This window comes from Xanthomonas sp. CFBP 7698 (genome assembly GCF_003600855.1).
Taxonomy (GTDB): domain Bacteria; phylum Pseudomonadota; class Gammaproteobacteria; order Xanthomonadales; family Xanthomonadaceae; genus Xanthomonas; species Xanthomonas cannabis.
The window spans coordinates 141316-163707 of the sequence record NZ_PRDN01000002.1 but is presented as its reverse complement, the minus strand read 5'-3'; the positions used below and the strand labels follow the sequence as shown (position 1 = coordinate 163707).

Below are 22392 nucleotides of genomic sequence, written 5' to 3'. Positions count from 1 at the left end.
CGTGGCGAAGCCACTTGTGGCGTCTCATTTCTGAAGGCGCGTAGCGACGCGCTTGACCTCCGAGGCGGTGACCACTTCGCGATGCGCCCCTCATCCGCCCCTGGCGGGGCACCTTCTCCCCCATAAAGGAGGACAATGTCCCGATGGGAGAAGGGTCCGCGTGGGCTTTATCGAACGCTTTGCGTGTTAGCGCTTGGCTTTGCCGAATGCTTCGCGAAACCGGACCATTTCCGCCTCGGTGCCTACGCTGACACGCACGCGCTTGGGCCAGATCGGCCAGCTGCGGCCGACGATGACGCCCTGCTTCTGCATCGAATCGGCGAACACGCCAGCGTCACGTTTGACGTCCAGCAGGAAGCAGTTGGCTTGCGAGGGCAGGCAGGTGTAGCCCTTGCCCTTGAGCCAGGCGATGGTTTCGTCGCGCACGCGGGCGTTGTCTGCACGGCGGGTCTGCACCAGCAGTGGGTCGCGCAGGCTGGCGATGCCGGCGGCCATCGCCGGTACCGACAACGGGTTGCTGCCGAACGCGGCAAGTTTGGTCTGCAGGCCCGGCGGGGCCAGGGCGGCGCCCAGACGCAGGCCGGCCATGCCGTAGAGCTTGGAGAAGCTGCGCAGCACGATCAGGTCCTGGCGCTGCCGCACCAGATCGGCCACCGAGGGCTCGTTGCTGTAATGGATATACGCCTCGTCGACCACCAGCACCGCGCTGGACGGCTTGTTGGCCAGCAGCCACTCGATGTCGGCGCGCGGGGTGATGGAACCGGTGACATTGCCGGGGTTGCACATATAGATCAGACCGGCGGTCGGGTCCGCCTTGGCCATCGCCTTGACGTCGTGCGCGCCATCGGCACGCAGCGGCACCTTGCGCACGGCCACGCCTCGGGCAGTGGCGCTTTCGATCAGCGGGTCGAAGCTCGGGTCGGCCACCACCAGCCCGGCGCGCGCGGAGGTGAACAGGCTGCCGGCCCGGTTCAGCGCGTCGCGCGAGCCGGGAAACAACGACAGATGATCGTTGGGCAACTGCAGCTCGCCGGTCATCAGGTTGCGCAGGTCCTGCTCCATCTCGAACAGGTAGCGGCCCGAGCGCGCCAGCGAACGCGTGGCAGCGTCAACCGCCGCCGGGGCAGGCCCGAGCGGGTGCTCGTTGAGGTTGAGGTACACGGTGCCGGCCGCGGCGGCCACGCCCGGCGTTGCCGGCGCCGCGGCGCGCTTGCGGGCCGCCTCGGCCGCGGGTGCCAGCCCCAGTGCGGAAACCGCCACGCCGGTGGTGGCGAGGCTGAGAAACGAGCGGCGCGAGACGGGCAACGACACGGGTGAGCTCCAGAGGCGGCGGGCAAAGAGGGCGCCACGCTAGCCGGTTTGGGCGTGTCTGCCTATCGGGAAATACCCGCAGGGCCGGTCGCGCAGGTGCGCGCGCTGCAATCAGGTGGCAGCGACGGTGGTGTTTCCCGCGTTTGCGTACACGGGTCAGGTAACCGCCGGGCCCGCTTCCAGCGGGCTCCGGGCTGTGGCTGAAGCACCTGTTTCGCTCCGATGCCGACACCCTGGCAAGGTGCGGGTTACGCATGGCCACCGCGGCCGACGCTGCCAATGCCAACGACTTCATCCATCGATCAATCCGCGCGACCGAAGGCGCTTCCGCCAACGCTTGGCATCGGCACGGCCCGTTAGAATGGGCGGCCCAGAGCCAGCCCCGCGATCATGACTGCCAGCCCGGATCCCGCTCAGCGCATCGCTGCCTTGCGTCGCCGCATCGACGATGCCAACTACCGCTATCACGTGCTCGACGAGCCGCAGCTGGCCGACGTCGACTACGACCGTCTGATGCGGGAGCTGGAGGCGCTGGAAGCCGAGCACCCGTCGTTGGCCAGTGCCGATTCGCCAACGCAGCGGGTTGGCTATCTGGCCGCCTCGCGCTTTGCCGAGGTACGGCATGCCTTGCCGATGTTGTCGCTGGGCAATGCCTTCAGCGACGAGGAAGTGCGCGAGTTCGTGCGGCGCATCAGCGAGCGCCTGGAGATCAAGCAACCGGTCTTCTCGGCCGAGCCCAAGCTGGATGGGCTGGCGATCAGCCTGCGCTACGAAAACGGCGAGTTCGTGCAGGGTGCCACCCGCGGCGATGGCGCCACCGGCGAGGATGTCAGCGCCAACCTGCGCACGGTCAAGGCGATTCCGCTGCGCCTGCGCGGCCAGGGCTGGCCGCAGGTGCTGGAGGTACGCGGTGAGGTCTACATGCCGCGCGCCGCGTTCGAGGCCTACAACGCGCAGATGCGCGCGCAGGGCGGCAAGGTGCTGGCCAATCCGCGCAACGGCGCGGCCGGTTCGTTGCGCCAGCTGGATGCGCGCATCACGGCACAGCGCCCGCTGAGTTTCTTTGCCTACGGCGTCGGCGAGGTGAGCGAAGGCGCATTGCCGCAGACGCATTCGGCCATCCTGGCGCAGTTGCGCGACTGGGGCTTTCCGGTCAGCCAACTGGTCGAGGTGGTGCAGGGTAGTGAGGGTCTGTTGGCGTACTACCAACGCATCGGCGAAGCGCGCGATGGATTGCCGTTCGATATCGACGGCGTGGTCTACAAGCTCGACGATCTGGCCGGGCAACGCGAGATGGGATTCGTGTCCCGCGCGCCGCGTTGGGCGATTGCGCACAAGTTCCCGGCGCAGGAGCAGTCCACCACGGTGGAGGCGATCGAGATCCAGATCGGCCGCACCGGTGCGGCGACGCCGGTGGCACGTCTGAAGCCGGTGCAGGTGGCTGGCGTCGTGGTCACCAATGCGACCTTGCACAACGCCGACCAGATCGCGCGGCTGGATGTGCGCGTGGGCGACACGGTCATCGTGCGCCGCGCCGGCGATGTGATTCCCGAAGTGGCCGGTGTGGTCGCCGACCAGCGACCGGCCGGCACGCAGGAATGGCGCATGCCCACGCAGTGCCCGGTGTGCGGTTCGGAGATCGTGCGCGAGGAAGGCCAGGCGGTGTGGCGTTGCTCGGGTGAGTTGACCTGCCCGGCGCAGCGCAAGGAAGCGTTCCGGCATTTCGTTTCGCGGCGCGCGATGGATGTCGATGGTCTCGGCGAAAAATTCATCGAGGTGCTGGTCGACAGCGGGCTGGTGCAGGGCGTGGCCGATCTGTATCTGCTCACCGTGGATCAGTTGCTGCAGCTGCGCCTGATCAGCAACGCCGAGAGCCCGCATGCGTTCCTGCGCGAGGCGCGCGAGCATCTGGCCAGCGGTGCGTATGCGCAGCTGGAAACCCGTGTGGTCGGCATCGGCGTGGACCTCGCCGGGGAGCGCGAGGTGCCGCAGACCTGGCAGGCCGATCTGCTGCGCGCAGGCCTGCCGAGCTTCGACTGGAACCGCAGGAAGATCGCCACCAAGTGGGCCGAGAACCTGATCGAGGCGATCGAGACATCGCGCGACACTACGCTGGAGCGCTTCCTGTTTGCGCTGGGCATCGAACATGTGGGCGAGAGCACGGCCAAGGCCTTGTCGGCCTGGTTCGGCGATCTGGAACTGATCCGCCATCTGCCGTGGCCGTTGTTCAAGCGCGTGCCGGATATCGGTGGAGAAGTGGCGCGTTCACTCGGGCACTTCCTCGACCAGCCCGGCAATCAGCAGGCCATCGACGACCTGCTGCAACGTGGCGTGCGTATCGGCGATGCGCATCCGCCATCGCCCAAGCTGCGCGAGGCGTTGAGTTTTGCCAGCGTACTGGAAGACATGGACATCCCCAAGGTGACGCCGGTGCGTGCGCAGCAGCTTGCCGCTGCGGTGGAGTCGTTTGCTGCGCTGCGCACGGCAGGCGCCGATGCCTTGCAACAGGCCGGCGTTCCCGCGCCCGTGGTGGCCGCGTTGCTGCAATGGCTGGATCGCCCGGAAAACGCCGCGTTGGCAAGCGCAGCGCAACAGGCAATGGAAACGGTGCTGGCGCGGCTGCCGGAAGCCGATGCGCTGCAGACCGGCCCGCTCGATGGCCAGACGGTAGTGATCACCGGCACCCTGGCCGCGTTGACGCGCGATGCCGCCAAGCAACGCCTCGAAGCATTGGGCGCCAAGGTCGCCGGCAGCGTGTCGAAGAAGACTGCGTTTTTGGTCGCCGGCGAGGAGGCCGGTTCCAAGCTCGACAAGGCGCAATCGCTGGGCGTGGAGATCTGGGACGAAGCACGGCTGCTGGCCTTCCTGGGTGAACACGGGCAGCAGCCGTGACGGCAGCGACACTGGATCTGGCTGCACTGCAACTGCGCGCGCAGCTCAACGCGGCGATTCGTGCGTTTTTTGCCGAGCGCGGCGTGCTGGAAGTGGAAACGCCGGTGCTCTCGCAGGCCGGCAATACCGAGCCGAACATCGAGAGTTTCAGCACCCGCTTCAGCGGGCACGTGGATGCCGGCCCGCCCGTGCGCTGGTTGCGCACCTCGCCGGAATACCCGCTCAAGCGCCTGCTTGCCGCCGGCCTGGGCGATTGCTACGAGCTGGGGCGTGTGTTTCGCAATGGCGAGGCCGGCGGCCGGCACAACCCGGAATTCAGCATGCTCGAGTGGTACCGGGTGGGCTGGGACGACCGCGCGCTGGCGCAGGAAACCGTTGCGCTGGTGCAGCGGGCGCTTGCGTTGGTCGGGCGTGCGGCTGCGGTGCAGGTGCTCAGCTACCGCGAGCTGTTCGTGCAGCGGCTGGGCATCGACCCGCTGCTGGCGCCGGAACAGGCGTTGCGTGCGCCGCTGCACGACATCGCCATCGACCCGCAGGGGCTCACGCGCGATGACTGGCTGGACCTGCTGATGACCCATCGCCTGCAGCCGGGGTTTTCCGGCGACACGCTCACCGTGGTGCACGACTGGCCGGCCAGCCAGTGCGCGCTGGCGCGGATCCGCCACGACAACCCGCCGGTGGCCGAACGGTTCGAGCTGTATCTGGGCGCCTACGAGGTCGCCAACGGCTACCACGAGTTGAACGACCCGCAGGAGCAACGCGCGCGTTTCCTGCGCGACAACGCGCGGCGCGTGTCGCGCGGTTTGCCGCAGCTGCCGCTGGACGAGGAGCTGCTTGCGGTGTTGTCGCAGCTGCCGGACTGCGCGGGAGTGGCGGTGGGCGTGGACCGTTTGTTGATGGCCTTGCGCGGCACCGCGCAGATCGCCGACGTGCTGGCCTTCGAGTTCGCGCGTGCCTGAGGACGGGGGCGGCCGGCGTCGCGCTGGATCGCACCACGCAGATCGCGGACGTGCTGACGTTCGAGTTCGCGCGCCTGAGCCTCGGCGCGGCGGGCATTGCGCTTGACCGCCAAGGCGTTCCCGAACGCAGGTGCTCCGCCGCAGCTTGCTGCGCACCAGGCCGGCGCGGCGCATCACAGACGTGGCGGATCCGTAAACGACACCGCTCCACGCGTACCGCGCGACAGTGCGCGTGCACCGCGCTGCCATGCCGCTGTCACCTGCGCCGTATTGCTATCTTCACATCGATGATGCTCTCATCTTCACGTCCACGGGGGCGCGACGTAGATCGTTTCGGGGTGAGGATTGTTGGCATGAAGTGGCTGATCAGCTTATGCGGTTTGTGGTGCCTGCCGCTGCTGATGTTCGCCGATGCGCGTGCTTCCGAGCGTGCGGCCGGTGTGGTGCGCTGCGAGTCCAAGGACATGGCGCGCGTGCATTGCGCGATGAACATTGCCAATGGCGTTCAGCTGGTGCGCCAGCTCTCCGAGACCAGCTGTATCCGCGGCAGCGAATGGGACGTCGAAGACGATGGCGTGTGGGTCGAACAGGGCTGCCGCGCCGAATTCGCCGCGTCCCGCGTGCAGACCGCAACGGTGATGCGCCGCGTGGTGCGCTGCGATTCCAATGGCGGCAAGGTGGCGTGCCCGGTGGTGTTGCGTGGCGCGCCGGTGCGGCTGCTGCGGCAACGTTCGATGTGGCCGTGCAAGGAAGGCCGCACCTGGGGCGTTCGCCGTAACGAGATCTGGGTGTCGCGTGGGTGCGATGGCGAGTTCGAAGTGGGTGCCGAAGACGGCTCCGGCTTCGTGACGGTGCCGCGCATGGTCACCTGCGAATCCAAGAAAAGCGCGCGCCGCACCTGCGGGGTGTCGGTGGAGCGTGCGGTACGGCTGGGCCGGCAGATGTCCAGGACGCCCTGCGTGGAAGGCCAGACCTGGGGCTGGAGCCGCGACGGTGTCTGGGTGAACGACGGTTGCCGCGCCGAGTTCATCGTCGACTGAGCGGCTATCAGGGCAGCTGCGCGACTACGTGTCGGTCTAGTGCTGGCTGGAGGATTTAGGTCTTCGCGCGCCGCGGCTGCCCCGTGGTCTGGTTGCAGGGACCTTGCACGCCCACCGTCGTGGGATACGCTGCAAGTACATCCCGGTAAGCTCCGTAGCGGCATCCATGCCGCCATCGAGTCTCCATGGACGGGTTGACGGCGTGTCCCGCAAGCGATGAGGGCGCCGCGCCCTCGACCAGGCTTGAAGATAGCCAAGCGATCGCGATACGCACAGTGCAGGCGTCTCGCCCTGATTGCTCAATACCGGCAGATCAGGAGGAGAGCGGATGGTCTGCGCCTTTGCTGCAGGGCCCTTGCCCGCCCACCATCGCAGGACACGCCGCAAGTACATCCATGTAGCTCCTTGGCGGCATCCATGCCGCCAAGGGTCCTGCGACGGTGGGCGGGCAAGGACCAGTGGAGTTGGTCGGTGTGCAAGGATCTCAACCAGCGACCAGCAAGCTGGCGATGCGGTGACCTTTGCTCTTCGACAAAAACACCAACCAACTGTCTGGCGTGGTGTCCTCGCCGATTGCGGGACCGTGTGGCGGCATGGATGCCGCCACCGAGCCTCCACGGACGGATTCACGGCGTGTCCCGCGAGCGGTGAGGGCACCGCGCCCTCGACCGGACTTGAAGACAGCCAAGCGATCGCTACACGCACGATGCAGGCGTCGCTACCTGATTGCTCAATACTGGTAGATCAGGCGAAAAGCGGATCATCTGCGCCTTTGCTGCAGAGCCCTTGCCCGCCCACCATCGCAGGACCCGCTGCAAGTACGTCCATGTAGCTCCGTGTCGGCATCCATTCCGCCAAGGGTCCCGCGACGGTGGGCAGGCAAGGACCAGTCAAGTTGGTCGGTGCGCAGGGTTTTCAATCAGCAACGGCAAGCTGCGCGGCGCGGCATTTTCGTTTTCGGCAAGACCGCCAGCCAACCGTCTGGGATGAGGGTGCCGCGATCTCGACCAACCGGGCGGTTGCGCCTGATGCATTGCTGCGCGGTCTGCGATCTGGGCGACGCCTTCCACTGACTGCACCGCCCCTGCGCCTTACAATGGACGCATGAACGACAGCGCCCATATCGATTACGCCCGCTACGACCACATCCGGCCGCTACTGTGGACCGGCGATGCCCTGGAATTGCTCGACCAACGCAAGCTGCCCTTCGTGGTGGAGCATGTGCGTTGCGACACCAGTGACGCGGTGGCCGAAGCGATCCATTCGCTGGCCGTGCGCGGTGCGCCGGCGATCGGCATTGCGGCCGGGTGGGGCGTGGTGCTGGCCGCGCGCGACATCGACGCCGATGACGGCAGCGCCGCGCTGCAGAAGCTCGAGCCGGCGCTGCTGCGGCTCAATGCGGCACGCCCGACCGCGGTCAACCTGGCCTGGGCGCTGATGCGCATGCGTCGGGTGTTGGGCGCGGCCGGCGCGGACTGGCGCGAGGTGATCGCGCGCGAGGCGCAGGCGATCGCGGATGAGGATCTGGCGGCCAACCGCCATATGGGTGCGCTCGGCGCCGACCTGATCGCCCCCGGCAGTGGCGTGCTGACCCACTGCAATACCGGCTCGCTGGCCACTGCCGGCTTCGGCACGGCGCTGGGCGTGATTCGCGCCGGTATGGCGCAGCAGCGCATCGCCAAGGTGTTTGCCGGCGAAACCCGGCCCTGGCTGCAGGGCGCGCGCCTGACCGTGTGGGAGCTGCAGCAGGACGGCATCGACGCCACCCTCATCGCGGATTCGGCGGCCTCGCATCTGATGAAGTCCGGCCTGGTGCAATGGGTGATCGTCGGCGCTGATCGCATCTGCGCCAATGGCGATACCGCCAACAAGATCGGCACCTATCAGCTGGCCATTGCCGCGCGCCACCACGGGGTCAAGTTCATGGTGGTGGCGCCGTCGTCGACCGTGGACATGGCCACCGCCAGTGGCGACCAGATCGAGATCGAGCAGCGCGATCCGGGCGAATTGTTCGGTGTGGGCGGGGTGCGTACGGTGGCCGACGGCATCCATGCCTGGAACCCGGTATTCGACGTCACCCCCGGCAGCCTGATCGATGCCATCGTCACCGAGCGCGGGGTGATCGTGCAGCCGGACCTGGTGCGGATGCAGGCAGCCTTCGGCGCCTGAGCCCGGCGCGGCGCACCTGCGCCGCAAACGTCCGGCAAAGTCCTGCAAGTGCTTGTTTCTGGCTGGTAAACCGGAGGCGTCGGGCTGCCCCTTCGTGGTACAATCCGGGGCTTGAATCGATCGGCGGGAGCGTGGGGTCGGCAGCCTGTGGGTAAGGCGCCCCCGACGCGGCTTTCCGGCTCGCCCGCCACCTCACTTACGGAACCCGAATGGCAGAAACCGCCAAGGAAATCATCCAGGTCAATCTGGAAGACGAGATGCGCAAGAGCTATCTCGATTACGCGATGAGCGTGATCGTGGGCCGCGCACTCCCCGATGCCCGTGATGGCCTCAAGCCTGTGCACCGTCGCGTGTTGTTCGCGATGCACGAGCTGGGCGCCCACAGCAACAAGGCCTACTTCAAGTCGGCGCGTATCGTCGGCGACGTCATCGGTAAGTATCACCCGCACGGCGACCAGTCGGTGTACGACACGCTGGTGCGCATGGCGCAGCCGTTCTCGCTGCGCTACATGATGGTCGATGGCCAGGGTAACTTCGGTTCGGTCGACGGCGACTCTGCGGCGGCGATGCGTTACACCGAGTCGCGCATGTCGCGGCTAGCGCATGAGCTGATGGCGGACATCGACAAGGAAACCGTCGATTTCCAGCCAAATTACGACGAAAAGGAACTGGAACCGACGGTCATGCCGACCCGGTTCCCCAGCCTGCTGGTCAACGGTTCGGCCGGTATCGCGGTGGGCATGGCCACCAACATCCCGCCGCATAACCTGACCGAGGCGATCAACGCCTGCATCGCGCTGATCGACACCCCGGAGCTGGATGTCGAAGGCCTGATGGAATACATCCCGGGCCCGGATTTTCCCACCGCCGGCATCATCAATGGCACCGCCGGCATTGCCGCCGGTTACCGCACCGGCCGTGGCCGCGTGCGCATCCGTGCCAAGGCCGATGTGGAAGTGGCCGACAACGGCCGCGAGGCGATCGTCGTCACCGAGATCCCGTACCAGGTGAACAAGGCGCGGCTGATCGAGAAGATCGCCGAGCTGGTCAAGGAAAAGAAGCTCGAAGGCATCAGCGAGCTGCGCGATGAGTCCGACAAGGACGGCATGCGCATCTACATCGAGATCAAGCGCGGCGAGTCGGCCGAGGTTGTGCTCAACAACCTGTATCAGCAAACCCAGATGGAGTCGGTGTTCGGTATCAACATGGTGGCGTTGATCGACGGCCGCCCGCAGTTGATGAACCTCAAGCAGATGCTGGAGGCGTTCATCCGCCACCGCCGTGAGGTGGTCACCCGCCGCACCATCTTTGAGCTGCGCAAGGCGCGTGCGCGTGCGCACGTGCTGGAAGGCCTGACCGTTGCGTTGGCCAACATCGATGAAATGATCGAGTTGATCAAGACCTCGGCCAACCCGCAGGAAGCGCGCGAGCGCATGCTGGCCAAGACCTGGCAACCGGGTCTGGTCGGCGCACTGTTGGGCGCGGCCGGTGCCGAAGCGTCCAAGCCGGAAGATCTGCCGCCGGGCGTGGGCCTGATCAAGGGCTTTTACCAGCTCAGCGAAGTGCAGGCGTCGCAGATCCTGGAAATGCGTCTGCATCGCCTGACCGGCCTGGAACAGGAAAAGCTGACCGACGAGTACAAGCAGTTGCTCGGCGTCATCGAAGGCCTGATCCGCATCCTGGAAAACCCGGACGTGCTGCTGCAGGTGATCCGCGACGAGCTGATCAATATCCGCGAAGAATACGGCGACGAACGCCGCACCGAAATCCGTCACAGCGAAGAAGATCTGGACATCCTGGATCTGATCGCGCCGGAAGACGTGGTGGTGACGTTGTCGCATGCCGGCTATGCCAAGCGCCAGCCGGTGAGCGCTTATCGTGCGCAGCGCCGTGGCGGCCGTGGCCGGTCTGCCGCCGCGACCAAGGAAGAAGATTTCATCGACCAGCTGTGGCTGGTCAACACGCACGACACGCTGCTGACCTTCACCAGCAGCGGCAAGGTGTTCTGGCTGCCGGTGCATCAGCTGCCGGAAGCCGGCTCCAATGCGCGTGGCCGCCCGATCATCAACTGGATTCCGCTGGAATCCGGCGAGCGCGTGCAGGCGGTGCTGCCGGTGCGCGAGTACGCCGACAACCGCTATGTGTTCTTCGCCACCCGCAACGGTACGGTCAAGAAAACGCCGCTGAGCGAATTCGCCTTCCGTCTGGCGCGCGGCAAGATCGCGATCAATCTGGACGAAGGCGACGCGCTGGTCGGCGTGGCGTTGACCGATGGCGACCGCGACGTGTTGCTGTTCGCCTCCAACGGCAAGACCGTGCGCTTTGGTGAGTCCACCGTGCGCTCGATGGGCCGTACCGCCACCGGTGTGCGCGGTATCCGCCTGACCAAGGGCGAGGAAGTGGTCAGCCTGATCGTGGCCGAGCGTGCCGGCGGTGTCGAAGAAGAGATCGAAGGCGACGAGGTCGATGACGTGGTGGAAGCCACCGATGGCGGCGAGCCTGCCGTGATCGAGGTTGCCGACGACGGCAACGTGGCCTACATCCTGACCGCTACCGAGAACGGCTACGGCAAGCGCACCCCGCTGGCCGAATATCCGCGCAAGGGGCGTGGCACCCAAGGCGTGATCGGCATCCAGACCACCGAGCGCAACGGCAAGCTGGTGCGTGCAGTGCTGCTGGGCGCCACCGACGAAGTGTTGCTGATTTCCGATGGCGGCACGCTGGTGCGCACACGCGGTTCGGAAATCTCGCGCGTGGGCCGCAACACCCAGGGCGTGACGCTGATCCGTCTGTCCAAGGGCGAAAAGCTGCAGGCGGTCGAACGCCTGGATGCATCGCTGGATGAAGTGGACGATGTGGTGGAAGACGCAGCTGCGCAGGCCACCGTAGTGCCGCCGGCAACCGAAGAATGATCGGTTGATCGTGCAGCGGCATTGCTGCAGCTGACCAAAAACGCCGGCGGAAGCCGGCGTTTTTTTTATGCCCGTCATTGTTGCAGGCCATGACATCTGCAACGCAGTGTCCTCGACCGATTGTCGCGAAAAAGGCGGCTCTTTCACCCGCGCGGGCCGAAGGTGGTTGGCGGTGCGGCGGCGTTGCGTTGCCGCTGAGTCGAAGAGGAACAAGTGATGACGATTCTGGATCGTCCTTCCGGTCGCGGCCATTGGGCGCTGGCGATATTGGGAGGTGTGATTGCCGTGCTGGGCGCAGTACTGCTGGCCGGTGGCGTGTGGTTGGCCGCGCTGGGTGGCTCCTGGTATTACCTGCCGGCCGGTGCGGCAATGGTGATTGCCGGCGTCTTGCTGGTGTGGGGCCGCAATGCGGGCGCATGGTGGTTTGCTGCGGTGGTGGTGGGTTCGCTGCTGTGGACATGGTGGGAATCGGGCAGCGATTACTGGCGCTGGGTGCCGCGCCTGGGCCTGATCGTCGGCCTGGCATTCGTGCTCGCGCTGTTGCTCCCGAAATTGCAACGCCCGGTGTCGCGCGCGGTCTCGCGCAGCGTGGCGGGCGCGTTGGCGGCAGTGTTCGTGGTCGCCTTCGTGCTGGCCTTCGTGCCGCACGGCGTTACCGAAGCCGATGGCGCGCTGGCGCAGGCGGCCGGCATGGTGGGTGGTCTGCTCAATCGCACTGCATCCGCCCCGGGTGCGGCACCTGGCGCACAGCCGGCGAACGCACCTGCCGACGGCGACTGGGCTGCCTACGGACGCAGCCAGGCCGGGCAACGTTACTCGCCGCTGCAGCAGATCAATCGCGACAATGTGGCGCAGTTGCAGCAGGCGTGGGCATTCCATACCGGCGATCTGCCGAGCAAGCGCTGGGGCGCGGAGACCACGCCGCTGAAGGTGGGCGACAGCCTGTACCTGTGCACCGCGCGCAACCAGGTGATCGCGCTGGATGCCGCCAGCGGCAAACAGCGCTGGCGCTACGATCCCAAGGTCAAGGACGAGGCGATTCCATATACGGCGGCCTGCCGTGGGGTGTCGTATTACGAAGTGCCGGCAGCCGCCAACACTGCAGACGCAACGGCAACGGCAACGTCGCCGGCAGCGCTGTGCCGCACGCGCGTGATCGAAGGCACGCTGGACGGCCGCTTGATCGCACTGGATGCACGCAGCGGTACGCCATGCCCGGACTTCGGCAGCAATGGTCAGGTCGATATCACCGTCGGCATGGGGCAGACGCCGCCGGGCTATGTGTCGATCAATTCGCCACCGGCCATCGTGCGTGGCGTGGTGGTCACCGGCCATCAGGTGCTCGACGGGCAGAAGCGTTACGAGCCGTCCGGTGTGATCGAAGGCTTCGATGCAGTGACCGGCAAGTTGCGTTGGGCCTGGGACATGACGCATCCGGACTGGAACGGTGCACCGCCGCCGGGCCAGAGCTGGACGCGCGGCACGCCGAACATGTGGACCACGGCGGCCGCCGATGAGCAGCTGGGCTATGTGTACCTGCCGATGGGCAATTCCACCGCAGATTACTGGAGCAGCTCGCGCACGCCGCAGGAGAATCGCTACGCGACCTCGCTGTTGGCGCTGGATGTGACCACGGGCAAACCGGTGTGGAATTTCCAGACCACCCACATCGATGCCTGGGATTACGACCTGGGCTCGCAACCGAGCCTGATCGATTTCCCCAAGGATGGCGTCAACGTGCCGGCAGTCTTGCTGCCGAGCAAGCAGGGCGAGTTGTATGTGCTGGACCGGCGCACCGGCAAGCCGCTGGTGGGCGTGCAAGAACGTGCGGTGCCGGGCGGCGGCGTGGAGCCGCAGATGCGCGCCAAGACCCAGCCGTTTTCGCTGTATCACACGCTGCGCAAGCCGGATCTGACCGAGCGCGACATGTGGGGCATGACCCCGATCGACCAGCTGGTTTGTCGCATCCAGTTCCGCACCGCCAGCTACAAGGGCATCTATACGCCACCGGAAGCGGAGCACCATTCGATCGAATACCCCGGATATAACGGCGGTTCGGATTGGGGCAGCGTGGCGGTCGACCCGCGACGCGGCGTGATCGTAGCCAACTACAACGACATGCCCAATTACAACCTGCTGGTACCGCGCGCCAAGGCCGACACGCTGGGCTGGGCACCGCGCGACGAGGTCCGCGGCGATGCCGGTGGCGCAGAAGGCGCGGGCGACCCGCAGGCAGGCACGCCGTATGCGATCAACGTCAATGCCGGCTGGCGGCTGCCGTTCACCAAATTGCTGTGCAAGGAACCGCCGTACGGCGGCATCCGCGCCATCGATCTGGCCAGCGGCAAGACGCTGTGGGACCGCCCGTTCGGCAGCGCACGCGGCAATGGCCCGTTCGGCATCCGCTCCGGGTTGCCGATCGAGATCGGCACGCCCAACAACGGCGGCGCGGTGGTGACTGCAGGCGGTTTGATCTTCATCGCCGCCGCCACCGACGACCTGATCCGCGCCATCGATCTGGCCACCGGCAAGGAGCTGTGGCATGCCAAGTTGCCAGCCGGCGGCCAGGCCAACCCGATGGTGTACGCGTATGGCGGCCGCGAATATCTGGTCATCATGGCCGGCGGGCATCACTTCATGGAGACCCCGGCAGGCGATGCATTGATGGCCTACGCGCTACCGCAGCAGGCGCCATGATGCTGGGGGCGATCGAAGGCCGCTGGTAAAGCCGGCGATGACACGGCTGCGTGGCTGCCGAGCCGCGCGGCCGGTGTCTGAAATCGGAATGCGCCGATGCATATATGGCGCGACCAGGCGCACGGCCGCCCGCAACCACGCTCGTCTGCATCACTCGTCGGCTGCTCCAGAATGCCCAAGCATGAAACAAAGAAAGCGCACCGCAAGCGGTGCGCTTTCTTGCAGAAAATCACGGGGGCTAAAACGCTTGATTCGCTCGAGACGCCATCCTCGTGGAGAGGCGCAACGCCACATTAGCGATGCATCAGGCCGTACGTACTTGCGATTCCCGATTCCCGGTTAATTCGCACGGTACGCATCCTCGGCAGTAGGCGTAACGCCACATCGGGATGCATCAGGCCGTACGCTCTTACGATTCCCGATTCCCGATTCCCGATTCCCGATTCCCGATTCCCGATTCCCGATTCACCCAACGTTCGCCGCCACCGCATCGTCACGCACCGCATCGCGCACATCCTGCGCCAGCGTCGCCTTGACGATGATGGAGCGGATGGCATCGGTGGCTTCGGAGAGCGGTACATCGCTGCTCAGGCGCTGGAAGGTGTCACGGCTGTTGTAGCCGGAGCCGTCCTTCAAATAATGGTCGTACATCGACAGCAGATCCTGGCAGGCGGTGATCAAGGCCGCCGCATTGCCGCGTACCAGCGCGTGGCCGATCTGATCGAAGCTGTGCAGGCAGTCCGCCAGCCAGTGCAGGTCGTAGCGCGCGGTGCTCGGCTCCGGCGCGCTGTGGCCGCGGCTGTAAGCGCTGTAGCGACGCAGGCTGCGTGCCACGCGGGCGACATGCGCAAACAGGGTGCCGATCTCGCTGGCGATATCCAGCCGCTGCACCATCACCATCGGGATCACCTCGGTGGCCGCGGCGTCCTGCTGCCCGGCTGCGTTCTGCTCCTGCTGGTCCAGCGACTGCTTGAGCACTGCGTAGCTGCGCTGCAGCGATTCCAGCTCCAGCGCGCTGGCCGCTGCACGCGCCTTCAGCTGCGACAGCGCTGCCTGGTAACGGCCAAGGCTGTCCTGGGTGCTGGCAAGCTGGCCGGACTCGGCGCGCAGCTGGCGGCCGCGGACGAATGCCAGTGCCGTGGCGATCAGGGCCCAGAGTGCGAATGCAGGCACCAGGTAGATCAAGATGCCCATGGAGATTCCTCGAAACGTTGCATACCTTGTCGGCGAGGCAGCGGCGTTCTTGAGGGCAATCGCCGGGAGTGTGATGCGGTGGTCAGGCGTGAGGTCGGCCTTGCCCACGCCGAGCGCGTTCAGCCCCGCCCGCGAGGGGGCGAGGGATCAGTCGATGCCGATGCGGCCATAACCCCCCGCGGGAAGGGCGGCGGCTCCATGCCCGGCCGCTGGCGCAATCCGTGGCTATTCGAACGATCGCAGATCTCATTGACCTCTTTTGCCCGTGATCCCGGGCAAATCCAGTCCCTGTGCGTCTGCGCAATCCCGTGCAATCGCATAACCGGCGTCGGCGTGGCGCATCACGCCGGTGGCGGGGTCGTTCCAGAGCACGCGCTCCAGGCGCTTGTCGGCCGCCTCGCTGCCGTCGCAGACAATGACCATGCCGGCATGCTGCGAAAAGCCCATGCCGACGCCGCCGCCATGGTGCAGCGATACCCAGGTCGCGCCGCTGGCAGTGTTGAGCAGGGCATTGAGCAAGGGCCAGTCGGACACGGCATCGGAGCCGTCGGCCATCGCTTCGGTTTCGCGGTTTGGCGAGGCCACGCTGCCCGAATCCAGATGGTCGCGGCCGATCACTACCGGTGCCTTGAGCTCGCCACTGCGCACCATCGCATTGAAGGCCAGGCCCAGCCGATGGCGGTCGCCCAGCCCGACCCAGCAGATGCGCGCGGGCAAGCCCTGGAAGGCGATCTTGTCGGCCGCCATGTCCAGCCAGCGATGCAGGTGCGCATCGTCGGGGATGAGTTCCTTGACCTTGGCATCGGTCCTGGCAATGTCTTCCGGGTCGCCGGACAGCGCGACCCAGCGGAACGGGCCGATGCCGCGGCAGAACAGCGGGCGGATGTAGGCGGGGACGAAGCCGGGGAAGTCGAACGCATCGTCGACCCCTTGTTCCAGCGCCATCTGGCGCAGGTTGTTGCCGTAGTCCACGGTGGGCACACCGAGCGCGTGGAAGGTGAGCATGGCGCGGATGTGGTTGGCCATCGTCTCGCGCGCGGCGGCTTCCACCTCCTTCGGTGCGCTCACGCGCTTTGCGTCCCACTCTTCCACGCTCCAGCCTTGCGGCAGGTAGCCGTTGACCGGGTCGTGTGCGGAGGTCTGGTCGGTCAGCAGGTCCGGCTTGATCCCGCGCAGCAGCAGTTCGTCCAGGACGTCGGCGACATTGCCGAGCAGGCCGACCGACAGCGGCTTCTTCGCCGTGCACGATTGCTCGATCAGGCGCAGCGCTTCGTCCAGCGAATCGGTCCAGGTGTCCAGGTATCCGGTGCGCAGGCGCATGTCGATGCTGGAACGGCGGCATTCCACGGCCAGGCAGGAGGCGCCGGCCATCACTGCGGCCAGCGGCTGCGCGCCGCCCATGCCGCCCAGCCCGCCGGTGAACAGCCACTTGCCGGCCAGGCTGCCGCCGTAGTGCTGGCGGCCCATTTCCACGAAGGTTTCGTAGGTGCCTTGCACGATGCCCTGCGCGCCGATGTAGATCCAGCTGCCTGCGGTCATCTGCCCGTACATCGCCAGGCCTTTTTGATCCAGCGCGTTGAAGTGGTCCCAATTGGCCCAGCGCGGTACCAGATTGGAGTTGGCGATCAGCACGCGCGGCGCATCGGCGTGGGTGCGGAACACGCCGACCGGTTTGCCCGATTGCACCAGCAGGGTTTGGTCATCTTCCAGTCGCGTGAGCGCAGCCACGATCGCATCGAAGGATTCCCAGTCGCGCGCGGCGCGGCCGATGCCGCCGTACACCACCAGTTCCTGCGGGCGCTCGGCCACGTCCGGGTCCAGGTTGTTCATCAGCATGCGCAGCGGCGCTTCGGTGAGCCAGCTCCTGGCGGTGAGCGTGGTGCCGGTGGCAGCGCGGATGACGCGGGTAGCATCGTGACGGGTCATGCCGGGTTCCTTGCAATCAACGGTGGGCCGCGTGCGGCGTGGTGTCGGTTCGGGGTGCGTTGGCGAATGCCAGACAGGCCAGCAGCACGTGCCGCAGCACCGCGCGCAAGGCAGCGGCGTGCACCGGCTGCCACGGAGTGGGCCAGTTGTCCGGGGTGATGGTGTCGGGTTCGCGCATGTAGCCGCGGCAGGCCAGCTCCATCTGCAGGGCGTGCACGCCTTGGTCGGGTTGCCCGTAATGGCGGGTGATCCAGCCGCCCTTGAAACGCCCGTTGCGTACCGTACTGGAGCCGCTGCTGCGGCACAGTTGCTCCACCGCGTCTGCCAGCGCCGGGTCGCAGCTGCGGTCGTCGTTGCTGCCGATGTTGAACTGCGGCAATTCGCCGTCGAACAGGTGCGGGATGAAGGACCGAATCGAATGCGCGTCGTACACCACGATGCTTGCGTGCTGCTGGCGCAGGCGTGCAATCTCGTCGGCCAGCGCGGCGTGGTACGGGTCGAACCAGCGGGTGCGGCGCAGATCGATCTGCGCCTGATCCGGCGCCTGGCCTTCGGCATAGAGCGGTTGATTGTCGAAGGTGGTCAGCGGACACAGGCCGGTGGTGTTCTGGCCCGGATACAACGAAACGCCGCTGGGGTCGCGATTGACGTCGATCACCGAGCGGCTGATCGTGGTGCGCACCGTGGTGGCGCCCAGCGACTGCGCAAAATCGTAGAGCTGATGCGCCCACCAGTCTGCATCGCGGCGCGCCAGCCACGGCGAGGCGAACTGGCCGGCAACCAGATCGGGTAACTCGGTTCCGGTGTGCGGGAAACTGATCAGCAAGGGGGCGTTGCCGCGGTGGATCTCCAGCCAGTCGGGCAGGGCACTCATCGGTGCGCTCCGGTGATGCGCGCAGCGGCGAGCGAGTGCGGCCGGCGGCAGCAATCAGTGGCATGCAGGCCGGCTTCGCGCTGGACGCAGCAGCCAAACCCATCGCCCGCAGATCCTGCGCATGCGCGCGCGGCTGTATCGCATGGCGCCGGAATGTTGCACAGGTAAGCTGCAACGCGCCGCATCATGCCTGCGGCTCCACACCCGGCAACGCAATCGCCACCGCCTCGGCCAGGGCGCCCGACCGCACCAGTACGCTGGCGGCCAGCATGTCCGGGTGGAAGTAGCGATCGTCCTGCAACGTGGGCACCTGCGCCCGCAGCAATGCGCGTGCCGCCTCCAGCGCGTCACTGGAGCGCAGCGGTGCATGGAAGTCGCAGCCTTGCACCGCCGCCAGCAGCTCGATACCGATCACGTGCGCGGCGTTTTCCGCCATGGCCAGCAGACGGCGCGCACCATGCGCGGCCATCGACACATGATCTTCCTGGTTGGCGGAGGTTGGAATCGAATCCACGCTGGCCGGGTAGGCGCGCTGTTTGTTCTCCGACACCAGGGCCGCGGCGGTGACCTGCGGAATCATAAAGCCGGAGTTCAAACCCGGGCGCGGGGTGAGAAACGCCGGCAGACCCGACAAGGCCGGATCGACCAGCATCGCGGTGCGGCGTTCGCTGATCGAGCCGATCTCGCACACGGCCATCGCCAGCATGTCGGCGGCGAAGGCCACCGGCTCGGCATGGAAGTTGCCGCCCGACAGCGCCTCGCCGGTGTCGCTGAATACCAACGGATTATCGGACACGCCGTTGGCTTCGATTTCCAGCGTGCGCGCGGCCTGCCGCATGATGTCCAGCGCTGCCCCCATCACCTGCGGCTGGCAGCGCAGGCAATACGGGTCCTGCACGCGCACATCGCCGAGCCGGTGCGATTCGCGGATCGCCGAATCGGCCATCAGTGCGCGCAACGCCGCGGCGGTCGCGATCTGCCCCGGCTGCCCGCGCAGTGCGTGGATGCGTGCATCGAACGGCGTATCCGAGCCCTTGGCCGCTTCCACCGACAGCGCACCGGTCACCAGTGCGGCCTGCAACACGGTTTCGATCTCGAACAGGCCGGCCAGCGCGCAGGCGGTGGAGAATTGCGTGCCGTTGAGCAGCGCCAGGCCTTCCTTTGCGCCAAGCACGCGCGGTTGCAGTTGCGCGTGTGCAAGCGCGTCGGCAGCAGGTAACCGTTGCCCGCCGACGAAGGCTTCGCCAACGCCGATCATCACTGCCGCCAGATGCGACAGCGGCGCCAGATCGCCGGACGCCCCGACCGACCCCTGGCACGGCACCACCGGAGTGATGCCCGCATGCAGCATCGCGTCCAGCAATGCCAGCGTGCCCGGTTGCACGCCGGACGCACCCTGCGCCAGGCTGGTGAGCTTGAGCGCCATCATCAGCCGCACCACCGGCACCGGCGTAGGCTCGCCGACGCCGGCTGCATGCGACAGCACGATATTGCGCTGCAGGGTCTGCAGGTCGTCGCGCTCGATGCGCACGCTGGCCAGCTTGCCGAAGCCGGTGTTGACGCCATAGACCGGCTCGCCACGCGCGACGATGGCCTCCACCGTCTGTGCGCTGCGCAGCACCGCGGCCGCGCAGGCGTCGTCCATCCTCACCTCGGCGCCGCGATACAGCGCACGCCACTGCGCCAGCGTCACGTGGCCGGGTTGCAAGACAACAGAAGCACTCATGACAACTCCAGTGAATCAGGTCGAATGCCCGCGCCAGACGCGGGCGTGAAGCGGGTTGAAGCCCATGCGATAGACCAGGTCGGCCGGCGCATCGATGTCCCAGATCGCCAGGTCGCAGTCCAGGCCGGCGCGCAACCGGCCCAACCGCGCGCTGCGGCCGAGCGCACGCGCAGCCTCGCGGGTGAAGCCGGCGATGCATTCGTCCACGGTCATGCGGAACAACGTGGCCGCCATGTTCATCGCCAGCAGCGGGCTGGTCAGCGGCGAGGTGCCGGGGTTGCAGTCGGTGGCCAGGGCCAGTGGCACCCCCGCCGTGCGCAGGGCGTCGATCGGCGGCAACTGGGTATCGCGGGTGAAATAGAACGCACCGGGCAGCAGTACCGCCACGGTGCCGGCAGCGGCCATGGCCGCCACACCGTCCTGGTCCAGGTATTCGATATGGTCGGCCGACAACGCCCCATGGCGCGCGGCCAGCGCCGCGCCATGCTGGTTGCTCAGCTGCTCGGCATGAATCTTGATGCCCAGCCCGTGCGCCTGCGCGGCGATGAAGACCTGTTCGGCCTGGGCAGGCGTGAACGCCAGGTGCTCGCAGAACACGTCGACCGCTTCGGCCAGGCCATGCGCGGCAATCGCCGGAATCATCCGGGTGCAGACCGCATCGATGTAAGGCTGCGCATCGCTGCCCGGCGGCACCGCATGCGCACCGAGAAACGTCGGTACCACCTCGACCTGACGCAGGCCTGCGAGCGCGCGCGCCACGCGCAGTTGCTTGGTTTCGTCCTCCAGCGTCAGCCCGTAGCCGGATTTGATTTCCAGCGTGGTCACTCCTTCGGAAAGCAGTGCATCCAGGCGCGGCAGGCTGGCAGCGAGCAGGGCGGCATCGTCGGCAGCGCGGGTGGCCCGCACGGTCGCCACGATGCCACCACCGGCTGCGGCGATATCGGCGTAGCTGGCGCCGCGCAGACGTTGCTCGAATTCGTTGGCGCGGTTGCCGGCATACACCAGGTGCGTGTGGCAATCGATCAGGCCCGGGCTGATCCAGCGTCGTTGGCAGTCGTGCGTGGTGGCCGCTGCGAACCCCGGCGCCTGCGCGGCCGGGCCGGCATACACGATGCGGCCGTCCAGGCAGGCGACCACGCCATCGTCCACCGGACCCAAACCGCCGCCTGGTGCGTCCAGGGTCATCAGCTGCGCGTTGTGCCAGAGAACGTCGCAATGCATGGCGCAGGCTCGTGGTGTCTGATATGTATATACAATAAGTTCGTCAATCGAGGGTGTCCAGTGGCAGACCAGCCGTTACAAGCGTTGTGGGCAGCGCGGGCCCTGTTGCCAGGCGGCTGGGCCAGCGGTGTGCGCATCGGCCTGGCGCAGGGGCGCATCGTGTCGGTGCAGGCCGATACCGCGGTGGCTGCCACCGATACACGCGCCGGGACGCTGCTGCCCGGCCTGGGCAACCTGCACAGCCACGCCTTCCAGCGCGGCATGGCCGGCCTGACCGAAGTGGGTGGGCGTCGCGGTGACAGCTTCTGGAGCTGGCGCGAGCTGATGTACCGCTTTGTCGACCGGCTCGACCCGGACAGCCTGCAGGCGATCGCCGAGCAGGCGTATGTGGAGATGCTGGAAAGCGGCTTCACCCGCGTCGGCGAATTCCATTACCTGCACCACCGCCCCGGCGGCGCGCCTTACGCGCATGCCGGCGAAATGTCCGGGCGCATCGTCGCTGCCGCTGCCAGTACCGGCATCGGGCTGAGCCTGCTGCCGGTGTTCTACGCGCACTCGGATTTTGGCGGCGCCGCACCCAGCGCGTCGCAGAAGCGCCTGATCCACGACATCGACGGCTTCGCACGGCTGCTCGACGATTGCAGGCAAAGCCTAACTGCGCTGACCGACGGCGTGCTCGGCCTGGCGCCGCACAGCCTGCGCGCGGTCACGCCGCACCAGCTGATGGCACTGCTGCCGCTGACCGATGGCCCGGTGCACATCCACATTGCCGAGCAGCAGCGCGAGGTCGATGCCTGCCTGGCCTGGTCAGGCCAGCGCCCGGTGGACTGGTTGCTGGCCAATGCGCCGGTGGACGCGCGCTGGTGCCTGGTGCATGCCACGCATGTCACCGGCAGTGAAGTGCAGGCCATTGCCGATCGCGGCGCGGTGGTCGGGCTATGCCCGATCACCGAGGCAAATCTGGGCGACGGGATCTTCCCGATGCAGGTGTTCGCCGCCGCGGGTGGCCGCTTCGGTGTGGGTTCGGATTCCAATGTGCTGATCGATGCCGCCGAGGAGTTGCGCCTGCTCGAATATGGCCAGCGGCTCAGCGTGCAGGCGCGCAACGTGCTGGCGCCCGCCGATGTGTCGAGCGGGCGCTGGTTGTACGACCAGGCCGGCAGGGGGGCGGCACAGGCACTGGGCAGCGCGGTGCACGGAATCCAGACAGGCGCCGCGGCCGATCTGGTGGAGCTGGAGACCTCGCACCCGGCCTTGCTCGCGCGCGACGACGACGCGCTGCTGGACAGCTGGGTGTTCGCCACACGCGCGGGGGCGGTGCGCACCGTCTGGCGCGCCGGGCGTGCGGTGGTGCGCGATGGCCGGCATATTGACCGCGCACGCATCGCCGCGCGGTTTGCACAGGTGTTGCGCACAGTGCTGGGCAACGGAGCCGATGCGCGCACAATGCAGGTCTGACCGGAGACCTCCG

13 protein-coding genes are annotated in these 22392 nt (G+C 66.9%); 7 read left to right on the top strand and 6 right to left on the bottom strand.

Translation table 11 applies throughout. The features are described 5' to 3' along the window. Nucleotides 1-186 precede the first annotated feature (186 nt). Nucleotides 187-1311, bottom strand: a complete 1125-nt coding sequence (locus XnspCFBP7698_RS08490; RefSeq protein ID WP_123137373.1) for a pyridoxal phosphate-dependent aminotransferase — start codon at nt 1309-1311, stop codon at nt 187-189. 390 nt (nt 1312-1701) lie between these two features. On the opposite strand from XnspCFBP7698_RS08490, the gene ligA reads away from it, so the two are divergent. The 6 genes from ligA to XnspCFBP7698_RS08450 all read left to right on the top strand — a co-directional run bounded on the left by ligA (nt 1702) and on the right by XnspCFBP7698_RS08450 (nt 13980). Beyond that, on the top strand, nt 1702-4203 hold the full coding sequence (gene ligA, locus XnspCFBP7698_RS08485; RefSeq protein WP_123137372.1) for an NAD-dependent DNA ligase LigA: 2502 nt from the start codon (nt 1702-1704) through the stop codon (nt 4201-4203). Then, the gene (epmA, locus tag XnspCFBP7698_RS08480) at nt 4200-5162 is read left to right on the top strand and encodes an EF-P lysine aminoacylase EpmA (protein ID WP_123137371.1); all 963 of its coding nucleotides are present in this window, start codon (nt 4200-4202) and stop codon (nt 5160-5162) included. Before ligA ends, epmA begins: the two co-directional genes overlap by 4 nt. A gap of 353 nt (nt 5163-5515) precedes the next feature. Then, nucleotides 5516-6202: a DUF3011 domain-containing protein gene (locus XnspCFBP7698_RS08475; RefSeq protein ID WP_123137370.1), complete on the top strand. Its 687-nt coding sequence runs from the start codon at nt 5516-5518 to the stop codon at nt 6200-6202. A gap of 1104 nt (nt 6203-7306) precedes the next feature. After that, nucleotides 7307-8371, top strand: coding sequence for an S-methyl-5-thioribose-1-phosphate isomerase (mtnA, locus tag XnspCFBP7698_RS08460; RefSeq protein ID WP_047696581.1), 1065 nt, complete (start codon nt 7307-7309; stop codon nt 8369-8371). A gap of 209 nt (nt 8372-8580) precedes the next feature. Then, the gene (gene gyrA / locus XnspCFBP7698_RS08455) at nt 8581-11283 is read left to right on the top strand and encodes a DNA gyrase subunit A (protein ID WP_123137369.1); all 2703 of its coding nucleotides are present in this window, start codon (nt 8581-8583) and stop codon (nt 11281-11283) included. A gap of 216 nt (nt 11284-11499) precedes the next feature. Continuing rightward, complete coding sequence (locus XnspCFBP7698_RS08450; protein ID WP_123137368.1) at nt 11500-13980, top strand: membrane-bound PQQ-dependent dehydrogenase, glucose/quinate/shikimate family; 2481 nt, start codon at nt 11500-11502, stop codon at nt 13978-13980. A 465-nt stretch (nt 13981-14445) separates the two neighbouring features. On the opposite strand, the gene XnspCFBP7698_RS08440 is transcribed toward XnspCFBP7698_RS08450, so the two are convergent. From XnspCFBP7698_RS08440 to hutI, 5 genes are all read right to left on the bottom strand, one after another. Continuing rightward, nucleotides 14446-15174: a hypothetical protein gene (locus XnspCFBP7698_RS08440; RefSeq protein ID WP_123137366.1), complete on the bottom strand. Its 729-nt coding sequence runs from the start codon at nt 15172-15174 to the stop codon at nt 14446-14448. Between the two features lie 246 nt (nt 15175-15420). After that, the gene (gene hutU, locus XnspCFBP7698_RS08430) at nt 15421-17100 is read right to left on the bottom strand and encodes a urocanate hydratase (RefSeq protein WP_123137364.1); all 1680 of its coding nucleotides are present in this window, start codon (nt 17098-17100) and stop codon (nt 15421-15423) included. A gap of 16 nt (nt 17101-17116) precedes the next feature. Further along, nucleotides 17117-17974 (bottom strand): N-formylglutamate deformylase, encoded by an 858-nt coding sequence (gene hutG, locus XnspCFBP7698_RS08425; RefSeq protein ID WP_123137363.1) that lies wholly within the window; start codon nt 17972-17974, stop codon nt 17117-17119. 184 nt (nt 17975-18158) lie between these two features. After that, on the bottom strand, nt 18159-19700 hold the full coding sequence (gene hutH, locus XnspCFBP7698_RS08420; RefSeq protein WP_123137362.1) for a histidine ammonia-lyase: 1542 nt from the start codon (nt 19698-19700) through the stop codon (nt 18159-18161). A 15-nt stretch (nt 19701-19715) separates the two neighbouring features. Next, the gene (gene hutI, locus XnspCFBP7698_RS08415) at nt 19716-20921 is read right to left on the bottom strand and encodes an imidazolonepropionase (protein ID WP_123137361.1); all 1206 of its coding nucleotides are present in this window, start codon (nt 20919-20921) and stop codon (nt 19716-19718) included. A 60-nt stretch (nt 20922-20981) separates the two neighbouring features. Here hutI and XnspCFBP7698_RS08410 point away from each other — a divergent pair, with 60 nt between their 5' ends. After that, nucleotides 20982-22379 carry a formimidoylglutamate deiminase gene (locus tag XnspCFBP7698_RS08410; RefSeq protein WP_147423589.1) on the top strand — a complete coding sequence of 466 codons (1398 nt, stop codon included), beginning with the start codon at nt 20982-20984 and terminating at the stop codon, nt 22377-22379. The last annotated feature ends 13 nt before the right edge of the window (nt 22380-22392 follow it).

Bases quoted from the DNA above. Each gene is read 5' to 3' on its own strand.
- ligA (WP_123137372.1), top strand. From the start codon at position 1,702: ATGACTGCCAGCCCGGATCCCGCTCAGCGCATCGCTGCCTTGCGTCGC.
- XnspCFBP7698_RS08475 (WP_123137370.1), top strand. From the start codon at position 5,516: ATGAAGTGGCTGATCAGCTTATGCGGTTTGTGGTGCCTGCCGCTGCTG.
- mtnA (WP_047696581.1), top strand. From the start codon at position 7,307: ATGAACGACAGCGCCCATATCGATTACGCCCGCTACGACCACATCCGG.
- gyrA (WP_123137369.1), top strand. From the start codon at position 8,581: ATGGCAGAAACCGCCAAGGAAATCATCCAGGTCAATCTGGAAGACGAG.
- XnspCFBP7698_RS08450 (WP_123137368.1), top strand. From the start codon at position 11,500: ATGACGATTCTGGATCGTCCTTCCGGTCGCGGCCATTGGGCGCTGGCG.
- XnspCFBP7698_RS08440 (WP_123137366.1), bottom strand. From the start codon at position 15,174: ATGGGCATCTTGATCTACCTGGTGCCTGCATTCGCACTCTGGGCCCTG.
- hutU (WP_123137364.1), bottom strand. From the start codon at position 17,100: ATGACCCGTCACGATGCTACCCGCGTCATCCGCGCTGCCACCGGCACC.
- hutG (WP_123137363.1), bottom strand. From the start codon at position 17,974: ATGAGTGCCCTGCCCGACTGGCTGGAGATCCACCGCGGCAACGCCCCC.
- hutH (WP_123137362.1), bottom strand. From the start codon at position 19,700: ATGAGTGCTTCTGTTGTCTTGCAACCCGGCCACGTGACGCTGGCGCAG.
- hutI (WP_123137361.1), bottom strand. From the start codon at position 20,921: ATGCATTGCGACGTTCTCTGGCACAACGCGCAGCTGATGACCCTGGAC.